A 14425-nucleotide genomic window follows, 5' to 3' on the forward strand; every position below is an offset into this window, starting at 1 on the left:
TTATAAAACTGCGCTAGAGCAGCTTTTTTTGCTATAAAATCTCAATTTTGGAACAGAATATAACTTGTGAAATGTAATTTGTATGAAGGTTATGAATTCCATATAACTCTTGTTCAAATAATAAAATGGAGTTAAAATTACATATTGTTAATGAAAAGTTGGAGGAAATACATCATGGAATTGTTTCAATTACCGAAAGCATTCCTGCAAATGAATACAATCTTTATCTCAATATTAATCGAAGCACTTCCTTTTGTGCTAATTGGTGTATTTATTTCTGGATTCATTCAAATGTTTGTGACAGAAGATATGGTGGCAAAATGGATGCCTAAAAACCGATTTCTGTCTGTTTTATTAGCTACTTTTTTAGGTATGATGTTTCCTGGGTGTGAATGTGGAATTGTTCCGATTGTAAGACGATTAATCGGAAAAGGGGTTCCACCCTATGCAGGAATTGCATTTATGTTAACTGGACCGATTATTAATCCAGTTGTATTATTTGCAACATATGTTGCTTTTGGAAGTAGTATGCACATGGTATGGTATCGTTCTATTGTGGCGATTATCGTAGCAATTATCGTTGGAATTATATTATCATTTATGTTTAAAGAACATCAATTAAGAGATGATCACTTCCCAGAAGTGAATCATAAGCGTCCGTTACGTAAAAAAATGTGGGATGTATGTACACATGCTGTTGAGGAATTCTTCTCAATGGGAAAATACTTAGTGTTAGGAGCGTTAATTGCTGCTGCAGTTCAAACGTTTGTACAAACTTCAACATTGCTTGCTATTGGACAAGGTCCGTTTTCTTCATCAGCTGTAATGATGGGACTTGCTTTTATTTTATCACTTTGTTCAGAGGCAGATGCATTTATTGCTTCTTCGTTCCAAAGTACATTTTCAACAGCGTCACTAGTCGCGTTCCTCGTATATGGACCGATGGTGGATATTAAAAATATGTTTATGATGCTTGCGACATTTAAAACAAAATTTGTAATTGTTGTGACGGTTACAGTTACACTTGTTGTTTATGCAAGCTCACTACTCATTTATGCGATGGGGTGGTAGGTTATGTTTCGAGCATATATATTACTAGGTTTCACAATTTTAATTGGTCAGCTTCATATTTCCGGTAACATTACGAAGTATATAAATATGAAGTATGCCTATTTATCAAAAACTGCAGCTATTATTTTAGGTTTCTTAACGATTATACAAATTATTATCGTTTTCCAGAAAGAGCATCAAAAGGAAAAAGAGAAACATGATTGCAGTTGTGATCATAGCCATTGTGGGCATGATCATTCGAAAGATGAAAATACATGGTGGAAACGAACGTTTTCTTATACTCTGTTCTGTTTTCCGATTATTTCAGGATTATTTTTCCCAATTGCAACATTAGATTCGGACATTGTTAAGGCGAAGGGGTTTCACTTTCCTGTTGCACAAGCGGAAAGTAAAGATCCATTTATGACAAGACAATTCTTAAGACCGGATACGAGTATTTATTACGGGAAAGAAGGATATCGTGGTGTAATGGAAAAAGGGAAGAAAGAGTTTGTTACGAAAGACAATATCACTTTAAAAGATGAAGATTTCTTAAAGGGTATGGAGACAATTTATAATTATCCTGGTGAATTTACTGGTAAAACCCTGTCTTATAAAGGATTTGTTTTCCGAGATGATTCTTCTAAAAAGGAACAATATTTCTTATTCCGTTTCGGTATTATACATTGTGTTGCGGATTCGGGTGTATATGGTATGTTAGTTAAAAAACCAGAAGGTGTAGAGTGGAAAAATGATGATTGGATTCAGGTGGAAGGAGAAATTTCAACTGAATTTTATCAGCCATTCCATGCAAATATTCCAGTGTTAGAAGTAACGAAATGGAATAAAGTTGAACAGCCGAAAGAACAATATGTATTTAGAGGAGCCGATTGATAAAATCGGTTCTTTTTTGTGGACTAAAAGTTCTAAAAATTGTTAATATTAAACGTGTAGTTCATGAGATGTAGTAAATGTTTGGATATTAGAGATATATAATTAAAGGGGTGATAACAATGACTGAAGTAAAGGGTAAAACAGCTAATGAATCAAGAGTTTTTAAAACAAGTCGAGTATTTCCAACGGATTTAAATGATCATAACACGCTATTTGGTGGAAAGATATTGGCGGAGATGGATATGGTTGCTTCAATTTCAGCAACGAGACACTCGAGAATGGAATGTGTCACAGCGTCTATGGATTGGGTAGATTTCTTATACCCAGTACGTTCTTCAGATTGTGTTAGTTATGAATCTTTCGTAATTTGGACGGGAAGAACTTCTATGGAGATATTTGTGAAAGTAGTAGCAGAAGATTTAATTTCAGGTGAAAAACGTGTAGCAGCAACTTCATTCGTTACTTTTGTTGCGCTTAGCAAGGAGAATAATCCAGTCCCTGTACCTCGTGTTATCCCTGAGACAGAAGAGGAGAAAGAATTGCATCGAATTGCTGTGTTACGTGCAGAACAGCGTCATATTCGTAAGGCGGAGAGTAAGAAGGTAGCTACACTGCTAACTTTTTGATGTAAAGTACTTTCCTAGTGGTACTATTTTTGTAATGGGCTAGGGGATTTTATGAAATGAAAAGCGGACACCTAAAAATAGGTGTCCGCTTTTATAGTTTTTTCATCCCCATATCGTATTACAATAACTGCTTAGCAGAAGCAAGCAGCACCGACGATAATTAAGAGGATAAATAATACGACTAGTAGCGCAAATCCATTACCATGTGCGAAGCCCATTGTTATTTCCTCCTTTTATTTTAAGATACAACATACAATATGCAGATGAGCTCTTGTTTGATATGGACGTATATCATGCAATGACATATTTTTTTGTATGATAATGTTTAAAAAAAGGAAAGATATAGGAATAACAGTAGTTAGAGAAAGGAACGTATCCATGAAGCACTTTTTAATTGTAATAATTTGTTTTATAGGTGTATTCATATGGATGAACGTTGATGTGGAAATGGGGAAGAAAATGGCTAGTGGATATGAATTAGAAAAAATTCGATCAGGGGATTTTCAATTATATACGAACGGTGATGAGTTATATAGAAGTTTATTTGAGAATATAAATCGTGCAGAAAAGAATGTGTATATTCATTTTTATATTGTAGGTAAAGATGAGGTAAGTAAAGAATTCTTACAATTATTAGAGAAAAAAGCATCTAGCGGAGTAGATGTAAAATTGTCAGTAGACCGCATTGGCGGATATAAGCTTAAGAAAAAGATAATTAATCAATTAAAAGAAAAAGGCGTGAAGTTTACATTTAGTAAAAAACTTAAATTAAAAAACTTATTTTATTCTTTGCATCAACGTAATCATAGACGCATTGTTACTATAGATGGGAAAGTTTCGTACATTGGTGGCTTCAATATCGGAAAGGAATATCTTGGGCAGGATCCTAAATTTGGTCCGTGGCGTGATTATCATGTACGCATCGAAGGGAATGGAGCTACTGATATGGAACGGAAATTTGCGGAAGATTGGCAGGAAGATACGGGAGAAAAGGTCCCTATACGTCAAGAGTTACCTGTACAAGGAAATATAAAATATCAATATGTATTTTCGAATGGGAAAGGTTTATGGCAGGAGTATGGAGCGCTTTTAAAGAAGGCAAAACATTCCTTAATTATCGCTACACCATATTTTGTACCGAGTAAAGAGATGGTAAAAGGACTGAAAGATGCATTAAATCGTGGTGTTCATGTGAAAATACTCGTTCCATTTAAAAGTGATGCCGTATTGTTAAAACAGGCTGCCTATCCTTATTTGAAAGACATGTTAGATGCTGGAGCGGAGATTTATCAATATCGAAATGGATTTTTTCATGGGAAAGTAACAATCATTGATGAGGACATCGTTGATATCGGTACAGCGAATTTTGATAATAGAAGCTTTTATTTAAATAACGAATCTAACTGTTTCATATATGACAAGAAAGTCGTTGCTGACGTATGGAGTCGATTAAAAGAAGACTTTCATAAATCAAAACGATTTTCTGAAGAAGATTTTGAGAAAATTAGTAGCTGGGATTGGTTTCTAGCAAGAATAGCGAATGGTATCGCATCATATTTATAGTATATAGATGAAAAATAGGAAGGGAGGAGCTTTAATGGATTGTATGAAAGAATTGATGACATATAGTTACACACTTATATATAAAGTTGGAGAGTACACGGGCAAGGTTAGAGATGAAGAATTAAAGGATATTTTACAGCATCATTTGCCGTATATGTTACAAGCATATAATGAACAAGTGAATTTTCAAGAAGGAGAAAATGTACAGCATATAACTTGTAAACAAATGTGGCCGGAATTTACAGAAATGGATAGGGAAACAGATAATGAATATACAGGGGATATGGGGATTGCTATTTGTTATATTACACATTTGAAACGATTGGCATTAAAGTTTGCTCAAGTGGCAGTAGAAGTTGCGAACCCGGAGTTTCGTTCTTTTCTGGAAAATTGTTTTGTGAAAATGAATCGTTACGCATATAATGTTTGGCAATATGTTGTGAAGAAGGAATATAAGATTAAACATGTATATGAAAATGAAAAATTCGCGTGAAAAGCTAAGGTGGAATGAAAGGCGCCTTAGTTTTTTTATGTCTAATTAGAGGGGGGATTAAAGATTGGTTATGTTATCCGAAAATTTACAAAAGTTTACTGTATCTTTACTGTTTTTAAATCTTTCCTTTAAAAATAAAGAGTAATATGGGATTGTACATATTCTATCAAAGGGAGGAAACGCAAATGAACAAATGGGTTAAGTCATTAACTGCTATGGCACTTGCAAGTTCTTTATTAATGGTAGGTTGTAGTAAAGATGAGGATAAAAAGAAAGAGGATGACACAACAACAAAGCAAGATGAAAAGAAAGATAAAGAAACAAGCGGAACAGATAAGTCTTCAGATTCGAAAGAAAAGAAATAAATGGATAATAGAGCTTCCTCACATATATGAGGGAGCTTTTTTGTTGCGTATTTGTAAGTTTTGCGGAAAAATAGAGAGAAAGAATTGAAAAGGAGAAAGTAAATGAAAGTATGTATATTAGGAGCGACAGGTAGAGTAGGGTCACACATTATGAAATTGACATTACATGATTCATATGAAGTGACGGTATTAGTTCGTGATTTGAGTAAAGTAGAAATAGAGCATGAAAGGTTACATATTATAGAGGGAAATGTGTTAAACGGAAATGATATAAAGGAAGTGATTAAAGGATGTGATATTGTAATTAGTGCTCTTGGAACTGATCGGAATGGGACGTTAGAGAAGAGTTTACCGATTATTATAAAGCAAATGGAAGAAGAGGGCATAAAGAAAATTGTTACAATAGGAACTGCTGGTATTTTACAAGCGCGAACAAATCCAAATATATATCGTTTCCAATCAAAGGAATCGAAAAGAAAAACAACAACAGCTGCGGAAGATCACTTAGCTGCTTATAAAGCACTACATAACAGTAATTTATGTTGGACTGTTGTTTGTCCGACGCATTTAATAGATGGTGATGTAACAGGTGTATATCGAACTGAAAAAGATATGTTGCCAACAGATGGATCGAAAATCACAGTTGGTGATACAGCTCATTTTGCATGGAGTTTACGTAATAAAAGCTTATACGAGAAAAGCCGAGTAGGTATTTCATATTAAAAAACCATCCCAAAATAGGGATGGCTAAAAAATGATATAGCATACAAAGATGATAATCATAATGATTTGGAGAATGGCTTTGGCTACTGTACTACTTAAAAAACCGACTACAGTTGCAATTCCGACTAAAAGGGCGTCTTTTGGCGCCTTTTTATGCATTAGTTCCGTAATAAATACAGATAAGAACGGTATGATAATAAGCCCGAATGGTGGGAAGAAGAACGATCCGACAATGATAGAAACCATACCAACACGTTCGCCCGATTTTGTACTTCCGTATTTTTTTAGGAAGTATCCATTTGCAATAAAGTCAGCAACGAAAATGAAGAGTGTAAAAATGACTTGAATAATCCAAAAAGATGTCGTTAACTCTCCGCCATTTATTCCAAAATGATAAATGAAATAGCCAGCCCATACGGCAAGGATGCCAGGAATAATGGGGTAAATAAAGGCAAGAAATGAAACAATGAAACAAGCAATGATACAAATTGTTAGTAAAACAGTCACTTTATAACTCCTTTGTAGTATCTAATTTATGTACAGCGATCTTTTTAATTTGATGCCCATCAAGTTCTAATGCTTTAAATTGAAAACCATCATATTCAACTGAATAGCCAGCCTCAATATTTAAATCAATTGATTGAGAGAGAAGCCAACCACCAATTGTATCTAAATCACTTTCATCGATATGTAGGCCAAACATATCATTTACTTCAGAAATGAGTACTTTCCCATCTAAAACAGTAAGCTTAGGAGTACGCTTTTCAATCATTGGTGATTCGTCTGCGTCAAATTCATCTTGAATTTCTCCGATAATTTCTTCAAGAATATCCTCCATCGTTAAAAGGCCAGCAGTTCCACCGTATTCATCCATAACAATCGCCATTTGTACGCGGTTCTTTTGGAGGTGTATTAACGTTTTACGAATGGGAACTGTTTCAAATACAGTTAAAACAGGATGTATGTAAGCATCAAGTGGTTTGTAAATGCCTTTTGTTTGATTATGAAAAATCTCTTTCGTATTTATCATTCCGATAATATCATCTTTATCCTTTTCAATAATAGGATAACGTGTATACTTTTCAGTTGCAACGATTTTCATATTTTCTTCTAACGTATTTTCAGTAGATAAACAAACCATTTCAGTTCTAGGTACCATAATTTCTTTAGCAACACGATCATCAAATTCAAAAATATTATTTACATATTTATATTCGGTTTGATTAATTTCGCCGCTTTTATAGCTTTCACCTAAAATGAGTCGTAGTTCTTCTTCGGAATGAGCAAGTTCATTTTCTTTTGCAGGTTCTAAACCTAATAATTTAGTGAAAAATACAGCTGAACTATTCAGTAACCAAATGAATGGATACATAATTTTATCAAACAAAATAAGCGGTTTTGCAAATTTTAATGTGATTGCTTCAGCTTTTTGGATTGCGAAAGACTTAGGAACTAACTCGCCTAATACAACATGGAAAAAAGTAATCACACTAAAAGCAATAATAAAGGATAGCGTGTTAGCCATTGTTCCAGTAATATTGATTCTTTCAAATAGTGGTCGTAATAAATGCTCTACAGTTGGTTCACCAAGCCAACCAAGTCCTAAAGAAGTGATAGTAATACCGAGCTGACAAGCAGATAAATAAACATCTAAATTAGATAAGACGCTTCTTGCAGCTAATGCTTGTTTATTACCTTCATTAGCAAGCTGGTCAATTCGACTTTTTCGTACTTTTACGACAGCGAATTCTGAAGCAACGAAAAAACCAGAAATAAGGATAAGTATAAAGATGAGAAAAATATTTAATATGTCCAAGTGTGTTCTTTATTCCTACTTTGGAATAAAGATGTCACCTCCTGCAATTATGTTATACTTTTATAATAAATCCAAATGAAAAGATTAGTCAAAGAAAATGGGTAAATAATGGTAGGTTTTAATAGTAGTTTTTTAATTTGCTGTTATTTTGTCCTCTATATAATAGGAATAACCGTCTACTTTTAATTTAGGTAGACGGTTATTCTATGTTATGGTTTCGAAATACTTCTAGTTAAAGTATACGTGTTCTGTTTAGCGTAGTTTGTTGTCCATAAAGCTTGGAGAAACGATAAGATGCTATATGGAATATAAAGTAGTAATAAACCAATTGTGACAACTATAGGTGCATTTTTGCCAAATTGGACGATAAATTGTAATAGTCCATTTGTATGAAAAATACATTCCATAAAAACGAATGAAAGAATAATGGAACTCAAAATAGATTTATGATTGGAAGTAAGCGCAATAAATAACGTATCAACAAGGAAAGATGAATTTTTTATTTCGTATTCATTAGTAGTATTTAAGAACGGTAGCCATTTTTTAATTGCTTGCATAACGATTATCATAGAAGTGCTACATATGATGATAAAAGAGGAGAAGAAAGGAAACTTTATGAATTTCGCGATGTAGAGAAGTGATAATAGGACTAAACATTGTAATATCACAGTGCCAAAAGAATACGGTATCCAGCGAAATAAAGAACTACACTTTTTTAATGAGTTTGGTGCTTTTAAAAATAGATGGCCAATCCCTAGACTTATAAAGAAACCGATTACAAGAGTGAATGTGAAACGAACGATTGATAAAAAATATATTTCCCATATGTAGGGGAACAGTGGTGACGAATGGTTAGAGGTATGTAGTATATTTTGTGTATGTATAAGCTGATTTGCTGAGAAAAGGATAGGTTCATGCATCCAATCAATTGTTGGAATTGAAATGGAAGAAGACTGCATTAGATTATGGAAAATACTTACAAATCCAGTTAAGTAGGAATAATTATGTGTAATGAATAATGCTGGAAGAGGACTTATGACAAAAATAATCAAAACACCGGCTATAAATTTACATATATGTGAGCGCAATAAGGACATTCAATCACCTACTCTTTGAATATTCAGAAAATTCTTGTTCTTATTTTAGCTTTTTTCGGATAAAGTTACAACACATTTTTCTCGAAGTAAGTTAGAGAGAATATACTATACTGAGATTATCCCACTTTAACGAGCAGTAGACTCCACCTCAAAATTCGGCGAATGCGTAGAAGTTAGGTGGGGAGATCAACTGCCTATAAAAGCCCGATTGGTGAAGGCTAATAATAAATGGGGTGGAAAAATCCCCACTTATTAAAGTTTCACTTTAAACAAGTGTAGGATTAATGAATAAATTATGACGGAAAAATGAATAATTTTCAGAAAAATAAAATAATATATTTATTTTTTTCTGAAAATATAATATAGTTATGGCACAGAAAGTATTTTAGCATAAGGAGGCTTTTTTATGAGGATTAAAGGGAATTATGTGCCAAAGAGGGAAGTTTTGTTTTGCTCAAGTTCAATTACGATAGGGGAAACGCTGGAGCATTTAAATAAAACGGGGTATCGTTGTGTACCAGTTTTAGATGAAAAAAAAGAGAAGTTTTTAGGGAATGTATACAAAGTAGATATTTTAGAATATAAAGGTTCACTTGAAGATAATGTATTACAATTATTGAACGATAAAAATGGGTACGTGAGAGAAGACTCTTCCTTCTTTAAAGTATTTTTTACAATTAAAAAACTACCGTATTTATCAGTAGTTGATGAAAAAGGGGTCTTCCTTGGTATTTTAACTCATAAAAAAGTTTTTGAACTATTAGAAGATGCATGGGGAGTCCATTCTAGTAAATATTCTGTCATGATTGGAACACAAGATTATAATGGGGCCATTCAAAAATTATCGACAGTGCTAAAGAAATACACTGGTATTCAAAGCTTAATGACTTTTGATAATGATGCTTTATTAGTACGTAGAATTATGTTTACATTGGGAGAAGAGTTTGAAGATAGTGAATTAGAAACATTGCTGAAGGATTTAGAAGATCATGGATTTAGAGTTGTGTATGTTGAAGAGATGAAGAATCCACGTGAAGTTGAAACGATAGAGTAACAAGTAAAAGCCATCTTATTTTTTGATGGCTTTCACTTTCTTTCACATAAAAATATTCAAATATAATAAAATATAAAAATCGTAAATCTCTAAAAAAATTTGTGTAATAGAATAAATAAAGGAGGTATGTGTGGATAATTTTGATTTTCGAAAAATTCTATTTAAAAATATGTTTTTATTTTTCAGCCAAATATGTTACTATATGTGTGATAAAAACAAAGAGGTCTGACAACTGAACTCCACGTTATAACACTCTAATGACTTAAATATTCAAAAAAATCAAAATCTATAATTTGGAGTAATTAAAAGGGGAATGGAGAAATTATGGAGAAAGACATTGCTTTGTAAGGGGCATATTTTATGATTATGAACAGAGAGGAGGATGCATAGCATATTGTGAGAATAGAGAAAAACAATGAAAAAGTGCTATGCAAATGAAAGAATGAAGGGACGATTAAGGCCAGGTGATACGCTAGCAATCGGTTTAATGTTATTTGCATTATTTTTAGGAGCAGGAAATTTAATTTTTCCACCAGTTTTAGGTCAACAAGCAGGAGAAAATGTTTGGATTGCTACAATTGGATTCCTTGTAACGGGAGTCGGACTTCCCCTATTAGCTGTCACAGCTGTCGCGTTTGTAGAGGGGGACTTGAAAGCGCTATCTTCTAGAGTTCACCCTATATTTGCGTTTGTTTTTCCACTGGTTAGTTATTTAGCAATTGGACCATTCTTTGCGATCCCGCGTACTGGAGCTGTTTCATTTGAAATGGGAATGAAGCCGTTTTTATCAGAAGCAATGGTTTCAGAATGGTACATGCTATTCCTTTACACTATAGTTTTCTTCGGAATAACGTGGTATTTATCATTAAATCCATCTAAATTAGTTGATTGGTTTGGAAAGTTTCTCACACCGTTGTTAGTATTAATTGTTGCTGTTATTGTCGGAAAGGCAATTATTGATCCGATTGGAACACCTGCTGCACCACTCGCTGCTTATAAAGAAAATGCTTTCTTTGGTGGGTTTATTCAAGGGTATTTAACGATGGATGCAATTAGTGCTCTTGTATTTGGAATTGTTGTTGTACAAGTTATTCGCTCAAAAGGAATAAAAGAGAGCGGACAAATCGCAAAAATAACAGTCGTATCAGGAGTAATTGCTGTAATAGGTTTAACGTTAATATATTTATCACTTGCTTATCTAGGTTCAACGAGTACATCACTTGGTGTTTCAGAGAACGGTGGTCTTATTTTAACGAATGTTGTAAATGAGTTGTATGGAACGAGTGGGAAAATTTTATTAGGACTTGTTATTACACTTGCTTGTTTAACGACTTCGGTTGGATTAGCATCTGCCTGTGCAGGGTTCTTTTCAAACTTATTCCCGAAATTTTCACATAAAACGATTGTAACAATAGTATGTGTATTTAGTTTAATTGTATCTAACTTAGGATTGACACAATTAATCGCAGTAACTTTACCAGTGTTAATGATCATTTATCCAGTTGCAATTGTATTAATTGTACTTTCGTATTTCCATAAATGGATTGGAAAGCGTAATACAATTTATATTGGTGCAATATTAGGTGCATTGTCGATTAGTTTATTTAATGGCTTAGAAAGTGCGAACATAAAAATTGACGCAATTTCAAATGTACTACAAATGTTACCATTATATAAAGAAGGAATAGGATGGTTAATCCCAGCATGTATTGGCGGGGTTCTCGGTTTCTTCTTCTATAAATCAAATGAATCAAGTGAGTTACAAAAGAAAGGTGCCTAGGCGCCTTTCTTTTTTTGAAGGGGATTTTTATGTTTTGTCTAAGTAATAATTGGGAGGATTGATAAAATGGCTAGTTTTGAAGATTTTTTAACTTTGGATTTGCGTATTGGGACGGTAAGAAAGGCGGAGGAATTTAAAGAAGCAAGGATTCCTGCAATTAAGTTAGAGATTGATTTTGGAGAGTTAGGGGTTAAGCAATCAAGTGCTCAAATTACGAAAAGATACAATCCAGAAGATTTAATCGGTCAACAAGTCGTTGCTATAGTGAATTTCCCGCCAAAGCGTGTGGCAGGATTTAAATCGGAAGTACTTGTACTTGGCGGAGTTCCTGAAGCTGACGATGTTGTTTTACTTCAGCCTAATATGGAACTACCGAATGGAACGAAAATTAGTTAGTGTGAAGGTAGGTGTTAATTTGGATATCGGACGAGAATATTTAAAATGTGCAATTTCGAATTTTAAAGCAACACAAAACCAAGGAGAACGAGTACTTTCTCAATTATCTTATGAACAGATAATGTGGTCTTCTCATGAGGAGGCAAATAGTATTGCGATTATTATTAAGCATTTACATGGTAATATGCGTTCAAGATGGACAGATTTTTTAACGTCTGATGGTGAAAAAATAAATCGTAACCGAGATGGTGAATTTGAAGGCGGCTACAATTCAAAACAAGAAGCTCTTGCTGCGTGGCAAGAAGGGTGGGATTATGTTTTTCGAGCTTTGGATAATGTAACGCCAGAGAAGGTTTTGCAGAAAGTATACATTCGCGGAGAAGAGCACACTGTAATGCAAGCGATCGAAAGGCAAATTTCTCATTATGCTTTACATATTGGACAGATCATTTACATTGGTAAAATGTTAAAAGAAAATGATTGGGAATGTTTAAGTATTCCTAGAAGTCAGTCTACTAGTTATTTACAGAAAAAACGTTCAACGTAATAATATGAAAGAAACCGATATAAAATAGGAAGCAAAAAAATAAGCCAAACGATAGATGGCTCGGTGAACATTAGAATGCTACCCGCAATAAGCCCATATATAATAAGAAAGAAACCAAAGAGTGTATTTATAGGAATAAAACGTGAGACAAATAATTGCTGATTTTTGAAACAAGTGTTGTGAAATAAATAAAAGCGGAAATGCCATGTAGAGGTAATAAGATCTTTCTTTCTCGCTATTCTTTTTTTACATTTATGACAGATAAATGGTGGCTGCATTTCGTTACACTCCATTTTTGGAATTCATTAGTTTCATAACAATTTGAGACAAAATTAAGTACAAAGTGTATACCCCTATATACGCTCCTGCAAGTAGAAAAAATGGATTTAGTAAAATTCCATGAATGCTTGTCATGAAAACTAAATTTTGTATTAAAACATCATATATATTAATAGAAATAATTGTCCCGAGTACATACAGTGCTAAGTATGCGAAAATATGTAGCGTAATACGAATTTTAGGATGTAAAGCAAACAAATAAAAAATAAATGATAAGACGATTGGTAATGTTCCTATTAGTAGCTTCAATTCATTTCACCTCATTAACAATATAGCCGGAATTTAAGCGGTCTATTCTCTAGAGCTTGTACATAACTTGAAATAGAGAGGGTGATAGTATGAATCGAGGCTTTTTTTACGTGAAATTAACAAGTGTACGCAAGTTAATTATATTTGTTATTACTACGGTATTAGCGACTTTCTTTCTTATTAGTATAATGGTAACTTCCATGAAAGAGACAAAGTCAACGTATTTATATAATTGGTTAAATGAGTTATCAATGAATGGTTACATGTACGTTATTGGGAAAGAGAATCATTATTTTACACAGGAGTACCGGAATTTGAATCAAGACTTTTCTATTTCTTCATTCCTCTTTTCGATGGCTACGAATATTCGTTTTGATGATGTACGTAGTTTTGTCGGAAAGGAGCTTCCGGGATTTGGAAAGTATGATACAGAAATCGTTATAGCAGGTGAAGGAACAAATTACTCCAACTTACCGATAGAGTCGAGTGTCCCTCTTGAAGAAGTAGTGAAGGAACGGACTGGAGAAGCTGGACAAGTTCCTAAGCCTGATCCGAATAAAGAGAAGAAACAACCATCTCAAACGACGGGAAAAAGGCAAGTTGCATTTATTTATCATTCACATAGCTGGGAATCTTATTTGCCGCTACTCAACTTAACGAATGATCCAAATCCAAATAAAGCAACGAGTTCTGTCACGAATATTTCAATAGTTGGCGATCGATTGCGTGAACAGTTAGAAAGTGAAGGGATCGGTGCTACTAACGATAAAACGGATGTTGGTCAAAAATTAATAAGTAAAGGATTAAACAGTAATAGTTCTTATAAACTATCACGAGAAATTGTACAAGAAGCGATGGCTGGTAATAAAGAACTCCAATATTTTTTCGATTTGCACCGTGATAGTGCACGGAAAAATGTCACGACAAAAACAATTGGAGATAAATCATATGCAAAGCTTGCTTTTGTAATTGGGAAAGGAAATAAAAATTATGAAAAGAACTTACAATTAGCAACAGCTCTTCATGAGGAAATTAATAAGAAATATCCAGGAGTGAGCCGTGGTGTAATTCAAAAAGGGTTTCAAACAGGAAATGGAGTCTATAATCAAGACTTATCGGGACAAGCGATTTTAATTGAAGTTGGTGGTGTAGATAATACAGATGAAGAATTAAATAGATCGATTGATGTTCTTGCTAAAGCATTTGGAGGGTATTTTTGGCAAGCGGAAAAAGTGAATGGATAAAGTGGGAATTTAATTAGCTCTCATCAATCGGGATACCTGTTAATACGGGAAACACGTAAGCGAGAAGCTTACGTGTTTTTTATTCATAATCTATAGGTAGAAAGACATGTCACAGTATAGACATAATTACCTATTATTATAGTAATATCGAAATTTGTCTATTTATAGTAAGAAATTTAGAAAGGAATT

General features: G+C 33.6%; 18 protein-coding genes. 12 read left to right on the forward strand and 6 right to left on the reverse strand.

What is annotated here, in order from left to right; translation table 11 throughout:
- The first annotated feature begins 174 nt into the window (after positions 1-174).
- The 3 genes from EXW56_RS10015 to EXW56_RS10025 all read left to right on the forward strand — a co-directional run bounded on the left by EXW56_RS10015 (position 175) and on the right by EXW56_RS10025 (position 2570).
- Positions 175-1071, forward strand: a complete 897-nt coding sequence (locus EXW56_RS10015) for a permease (RefSeq protein ID WP_002118586.1) — start codon at positions 175-177, stop codon at positions 1069-1071.
- Positions 1072-1074: 3 nt separating this feature from the next.
- Positions 1075-1944 (forward strand): TIGR03943 family putative permease subunit, encoded by an 870-nt coding sequence (locus tag EXW56_RS10020; RefSeq protein ID WP_002200765.1) that lies wholly within the window; start codon positions 1075-1077, stop codon positions 1942-1944.
- 119 nt (positions 1945-2063) lie between these two features.
- Positions 2064-2570, forward strand: coding sequence for an acyl-CoA thioesterase (locus tag EXW56_RS10025; protein ID WP_002200764.1), 507 nt, complete (start codon positions 2064-2066; stop codon positions 2568-2570).
- A gap of 131 nt (positions 2571-2701) precedes the next feature.
- Here EXW56_RS10025 and EXW56_RS10030 read toward each other — a convergent pair whose 3' ends face one another.
- Positions 2702-2788: a YjcZ family sporulation protein gene (locus EXW56_RS10030; RefSeq protein ID WP_000505094.1), complete on the reverse strand. Its 87-nt coding sequence runs from the start codon at positions 2786-2788 to the stop codon at positions 2702-2704.
- Between the two features lie 160 nt (positions 2789-2948).
- Here EXW56_RS10030 and cls point away from each other — a divergent pair, with 160 nt between their 5' ends.
- The 4 genes from cls (at position 2949) to EXW56_RS10050 (ending at position 5714) form a co-directional block, all read left to right on the forward strand.
- Positions 2949-4133, forward strand: coding sequence for a cardiolipin synthase (cls, locus tag EXW56_RS10035; protein WP_002158154.1), 1185 nt, complete (start codon positions 2949-2951; stop codon positions 4131-4133).
- Positions 4134-4167: 34 nt separating this feature from the next.
- Complete coding sequence (locus EXW56_RS10040) at positions 4168-4626, forward strand: spore coat protein (RefSeq protein WP_002158153.1); 459 nt, start codon at positions 4168-4170, stop codon at positions 4624-4626.
- A 185-nt stretch (positions 4627-4811) separates the two neighbouring features.
- Positions 4812-4991, forward strand: a complete 180-nt coding sequence (locus EXW56_RS10045) for a hypothetical protein (RefSeq protein ID WP_002148549.1) — start codon at positions 4812-4814, stop codon at positions 4989-4991.
- A gap of 102 nt (positions 4992-5093) precedes the next feature.
- On the forward strand, positions 5094-5714 hold the full coding sequence (locus tag EXW56_RS10050) for an NAD(P)-dependent oxidoreductase (RefSeq protein ID WP_215597407.1): 621 nt from the start codon (positions 5094-5096) through the stop codon (positions 5712-5714).
- 24 nt (positions 5715-5738) lie between these two features.
- On the opposite strand, the gene EXW56_RS10055 is transcribed toward EXW56_RS10050, so the two are convergent.
- From EXW56_RS10055 to EXW56_RS10065, 3 genes are all read right to left on the reverse strand, one after another.
- On the reverse strand, positions 5739-6221 hold the full coding sequence (locus EXW56_RS10055; RefSeq protein ID WP_000217328.1) for a DUF456 domain-containing protein: 483 nt from the start codon (positions 6219-6221) through the stop codon (positions 5739-5741).
- A gap of 1 nt (position 6222) precedes the next feature.
- Entirely contained in the window at positions 6223-7530 is a 1308-nt protein-coding gene (locus EXW56_RS10060) for a hemolysin family protein (RefSeq protein ID WP_002200762.1), read from the reverse strand.
- A 209-nt stretch (positions 7531-7739) separates the two neighbouring features.
- Positions 7740-8627 carry a hypothetical protein gene (locus EXW56_RS10065; RefSeq protein ID WP_215558351.1) on the reverse strand — a complete coding sequence of 296 codons (888 nt, stop codon included), beginning with the start codon at positions 8625-8627 and terminating at the stop codon, positions 7740-7742.
- 406 nt (positions 8628-9033) lie between these two features.
- Between EXW56_RS10065 and cbpA the strand changes: the two genes are divergently transcribed.
- From cbpA to EXW56_RS10085, 4 genes are all read left to right on the forward strand, one after another.
- Positions 9034-9681 carry a cyclic di-AMP binding protein CbpA gene (cbpA, locus tag EXW56_RS10070; RefSeq protein WP_002200760.1) on the forward strand — a complete coding sequence of 216 codons (648 nt, stop codon included), beginning with the start codon at positions 9034-9036 and terminating at the stop codon, positions 9679-9681.
- Between the two features lie 442 nt (positions 9682-10123).
- Positions 10124-11461, forward strand: coding sequence for a branched-chain amino acid transport system II carrier protein BrnQ4 (brnQ4, locus tag EXW56_RS10075; protein ID WP_087952844.1), 1338 nt, complete (start codon positions 10124-10126; stop codon positions 11459-11461).
- Between the two features lie 66 nt (positions 11462-11527).
- Positions 11528-11857, forward strand: coding sequence for a chaperone CsaA (gene csaA / locus EXW56_RS10080; protein ID WP_002200758.1), 330 nt, complete (start codon positions 11528-11530; stop codon positions 11855-11857).
- Positions 11838-12404 (forward strand): DUF1572 domain-containing protein, encoded by a 567-nt coding sequence (locus EXW56_RS10085; protein WP_002200757.1) that lies wholly within the window; start codon positions 11838-11840, stop codon positions 12402-12404. Before csaA ends, EXW56_RS10085 begins: the two co-directional genes overlap by 20 nt.
- Here the strand turns inward: EXW56_RS10085 and EXW56_RS27560 are convergent.
- Both EXW56_RS27560 and EXW56_RS10090 read right to left on the reverse strand, forming a co-directional pair.
- Positions 12377-12682: a hypothetical protein gene (locus tag EXW56_RS27560; RefSeq protein ID WP_002200756.1), complete on the reverse strand. Its 306-nt coding sequence runs from the start codon at positions 12680-12682 to the stop codon at positions 12377-12379. The two genes, EXW56_RS10085 and EXW56_RS27560, sit on opposite strands and share 28 nt — an antisense overlap.
- A 4-nt stretch (positions 12683-12686) precedes the next feature.
- The gene (locus EXW56_RS10090; RefSeq protein WP_002200755.1) at positions 12687-12992 is read right to left on the reverse strand and encodes a hypothetical protein; all 306 of its coding nucleotides are present in this window, start codon (positions 12990-12992) and stop codon (positions 12687-12689) included.
- A gap of 89 nt (positions 12993-13081) precedes the next feature.
- Here EXW56_RS10090 and spoIIP point away from each other — a divergent pair, with 89 nt between their 5' ends.
- Positions 13082-14236, forward strand: a complete 1155-nt coding sequence (gene spoIIP / locus EXW56_RS10095; RefSeq protein ID WP_002200754.1) for a stage II sporulation protein SpoIIP — start codon at positions 13082-13084, stop codon at positions 14234-14236.
- Positions 14237-14425: the final 189 nt, after the last annotated feature.

Source organism: Bacillus mycoides (assembly GCF_018742245.1).
Taxonomy (GTDB): domain Bacteria; phylum Bacillota; class Bacilli; order Bacillales; family Bacillaceae_G; genus Bacillus_A; species Bacillus_A cereus_U.

What these genes read in the sequence shown, in the direction of transcription:
- EXW56_RS10015 (WP_002118586.1), top strand. Translation starts at nt 175, where the DNA reads ATGGAATTGTTTCAATTACCGAAAGCATTCCTGCAAATGAATACAATC.
- EXW56_RS10020 (WP_002200765.1), top strand. Translation starts at nt 1,075, where the DNA reads ATGTTTCGAGCATATATATTACTAGGTTTCACAATTTTAATTGGTCAG.
- EXW56_RS10025 (WP_002200764.1), top strand. Translation starts at nt 2,064, where the DNA reads ATGACTGAAGTAAAGGGTAAAACAGCTAATGAATCAAGAGTTTTTAAA.
- EXW56_RS10030 (WP_000505094.1), bottom strand. Translation starts at nt 2,788, where the DNA reads ATGGGCTTCGCACATGGTAATGGATTTGCGCTACTAGTCGTATTATTT.
- cls (WP_002158154.1), top strand. Translation starts at nt 2,949, where the DNA reads ATGAAGCACTTTTTAATTGTAATAATTTGTTTTATAGGTGTATTCATA.
- EXW56_RS10040 (WP_002158153.1), top strand. Translation starts at nt 4,168, where the DNA reads ATGGATTGTATGAAAGAATTGATGACATATAGTTACACACTTATATAT.
- EXW56_RS10045 (WP_002148549.1), top strand. Translation starts at nt 4,812, where the DNA reads ATGAACAAATGGGTTAAGTCATTAACTGCTATGGCACTTGCAAGTTCT.
- EXW56_RS10050 (WP_215597407.1), top strand. Translation starts at nt 5,094, where the DNA reads ATGAAAGTATGTATATTAGGAGCGACAGGTAGAGTAGGGTCACACATT.
- EXW56_RS10065 (WP_215558351.1), bottom strand. Translation starts at nt 8,627, where the DNA reads ATGTCCTTATTGCGCTCACATATATGTAAATTTATAGCCGGTGTTTTG.
- cbpA (WP_002200760.1), top strand. Translation starts at nt 9,034, where the DNA reads ATGAGGATTAAAGGGAATTATGTGCCAAAGAGGGAAGTTTTGTTTTGC.
- brnQ4 (WP_087952844.1), top strand. Translation starts at nt 10,124, where the DNA reads ATGAAGGGACGATTAAGGCCAGGTGATACGCTAGCAATCGGTTTAATG.
- csaA (WP_002200758.1), top strand. Translation starts at nt 11,528, where the DNA reads ATGGCTAGTTTTGAAGATTTTTTAACTTTGGATTTGCGTATTGGGACG.
- EXW56_RS10085 (WP_002200757.1), top strand. Translation starts at nt 11,838, where the DNA reads ATGGAACGAAAATTAGTTAGTGTGAAGGTAGGTGTTAATTTGGATATC.
- EXW56_RS27560 (WP_002200756.1), bottom strand. Translation starts at nt 12,682, where the DNA reads ATGCAGCCACCATTTATCTGTCATAAATGTAAAAAAAGAATAGCGAGA.
- spoIIP (WP_002200754.1), top strand. Translation starts at nt 13,082, where the DNA reads ATGAATCGAGGCTTTTTTTACGTGAAATTAACAAGTGTACGCAAGTTA.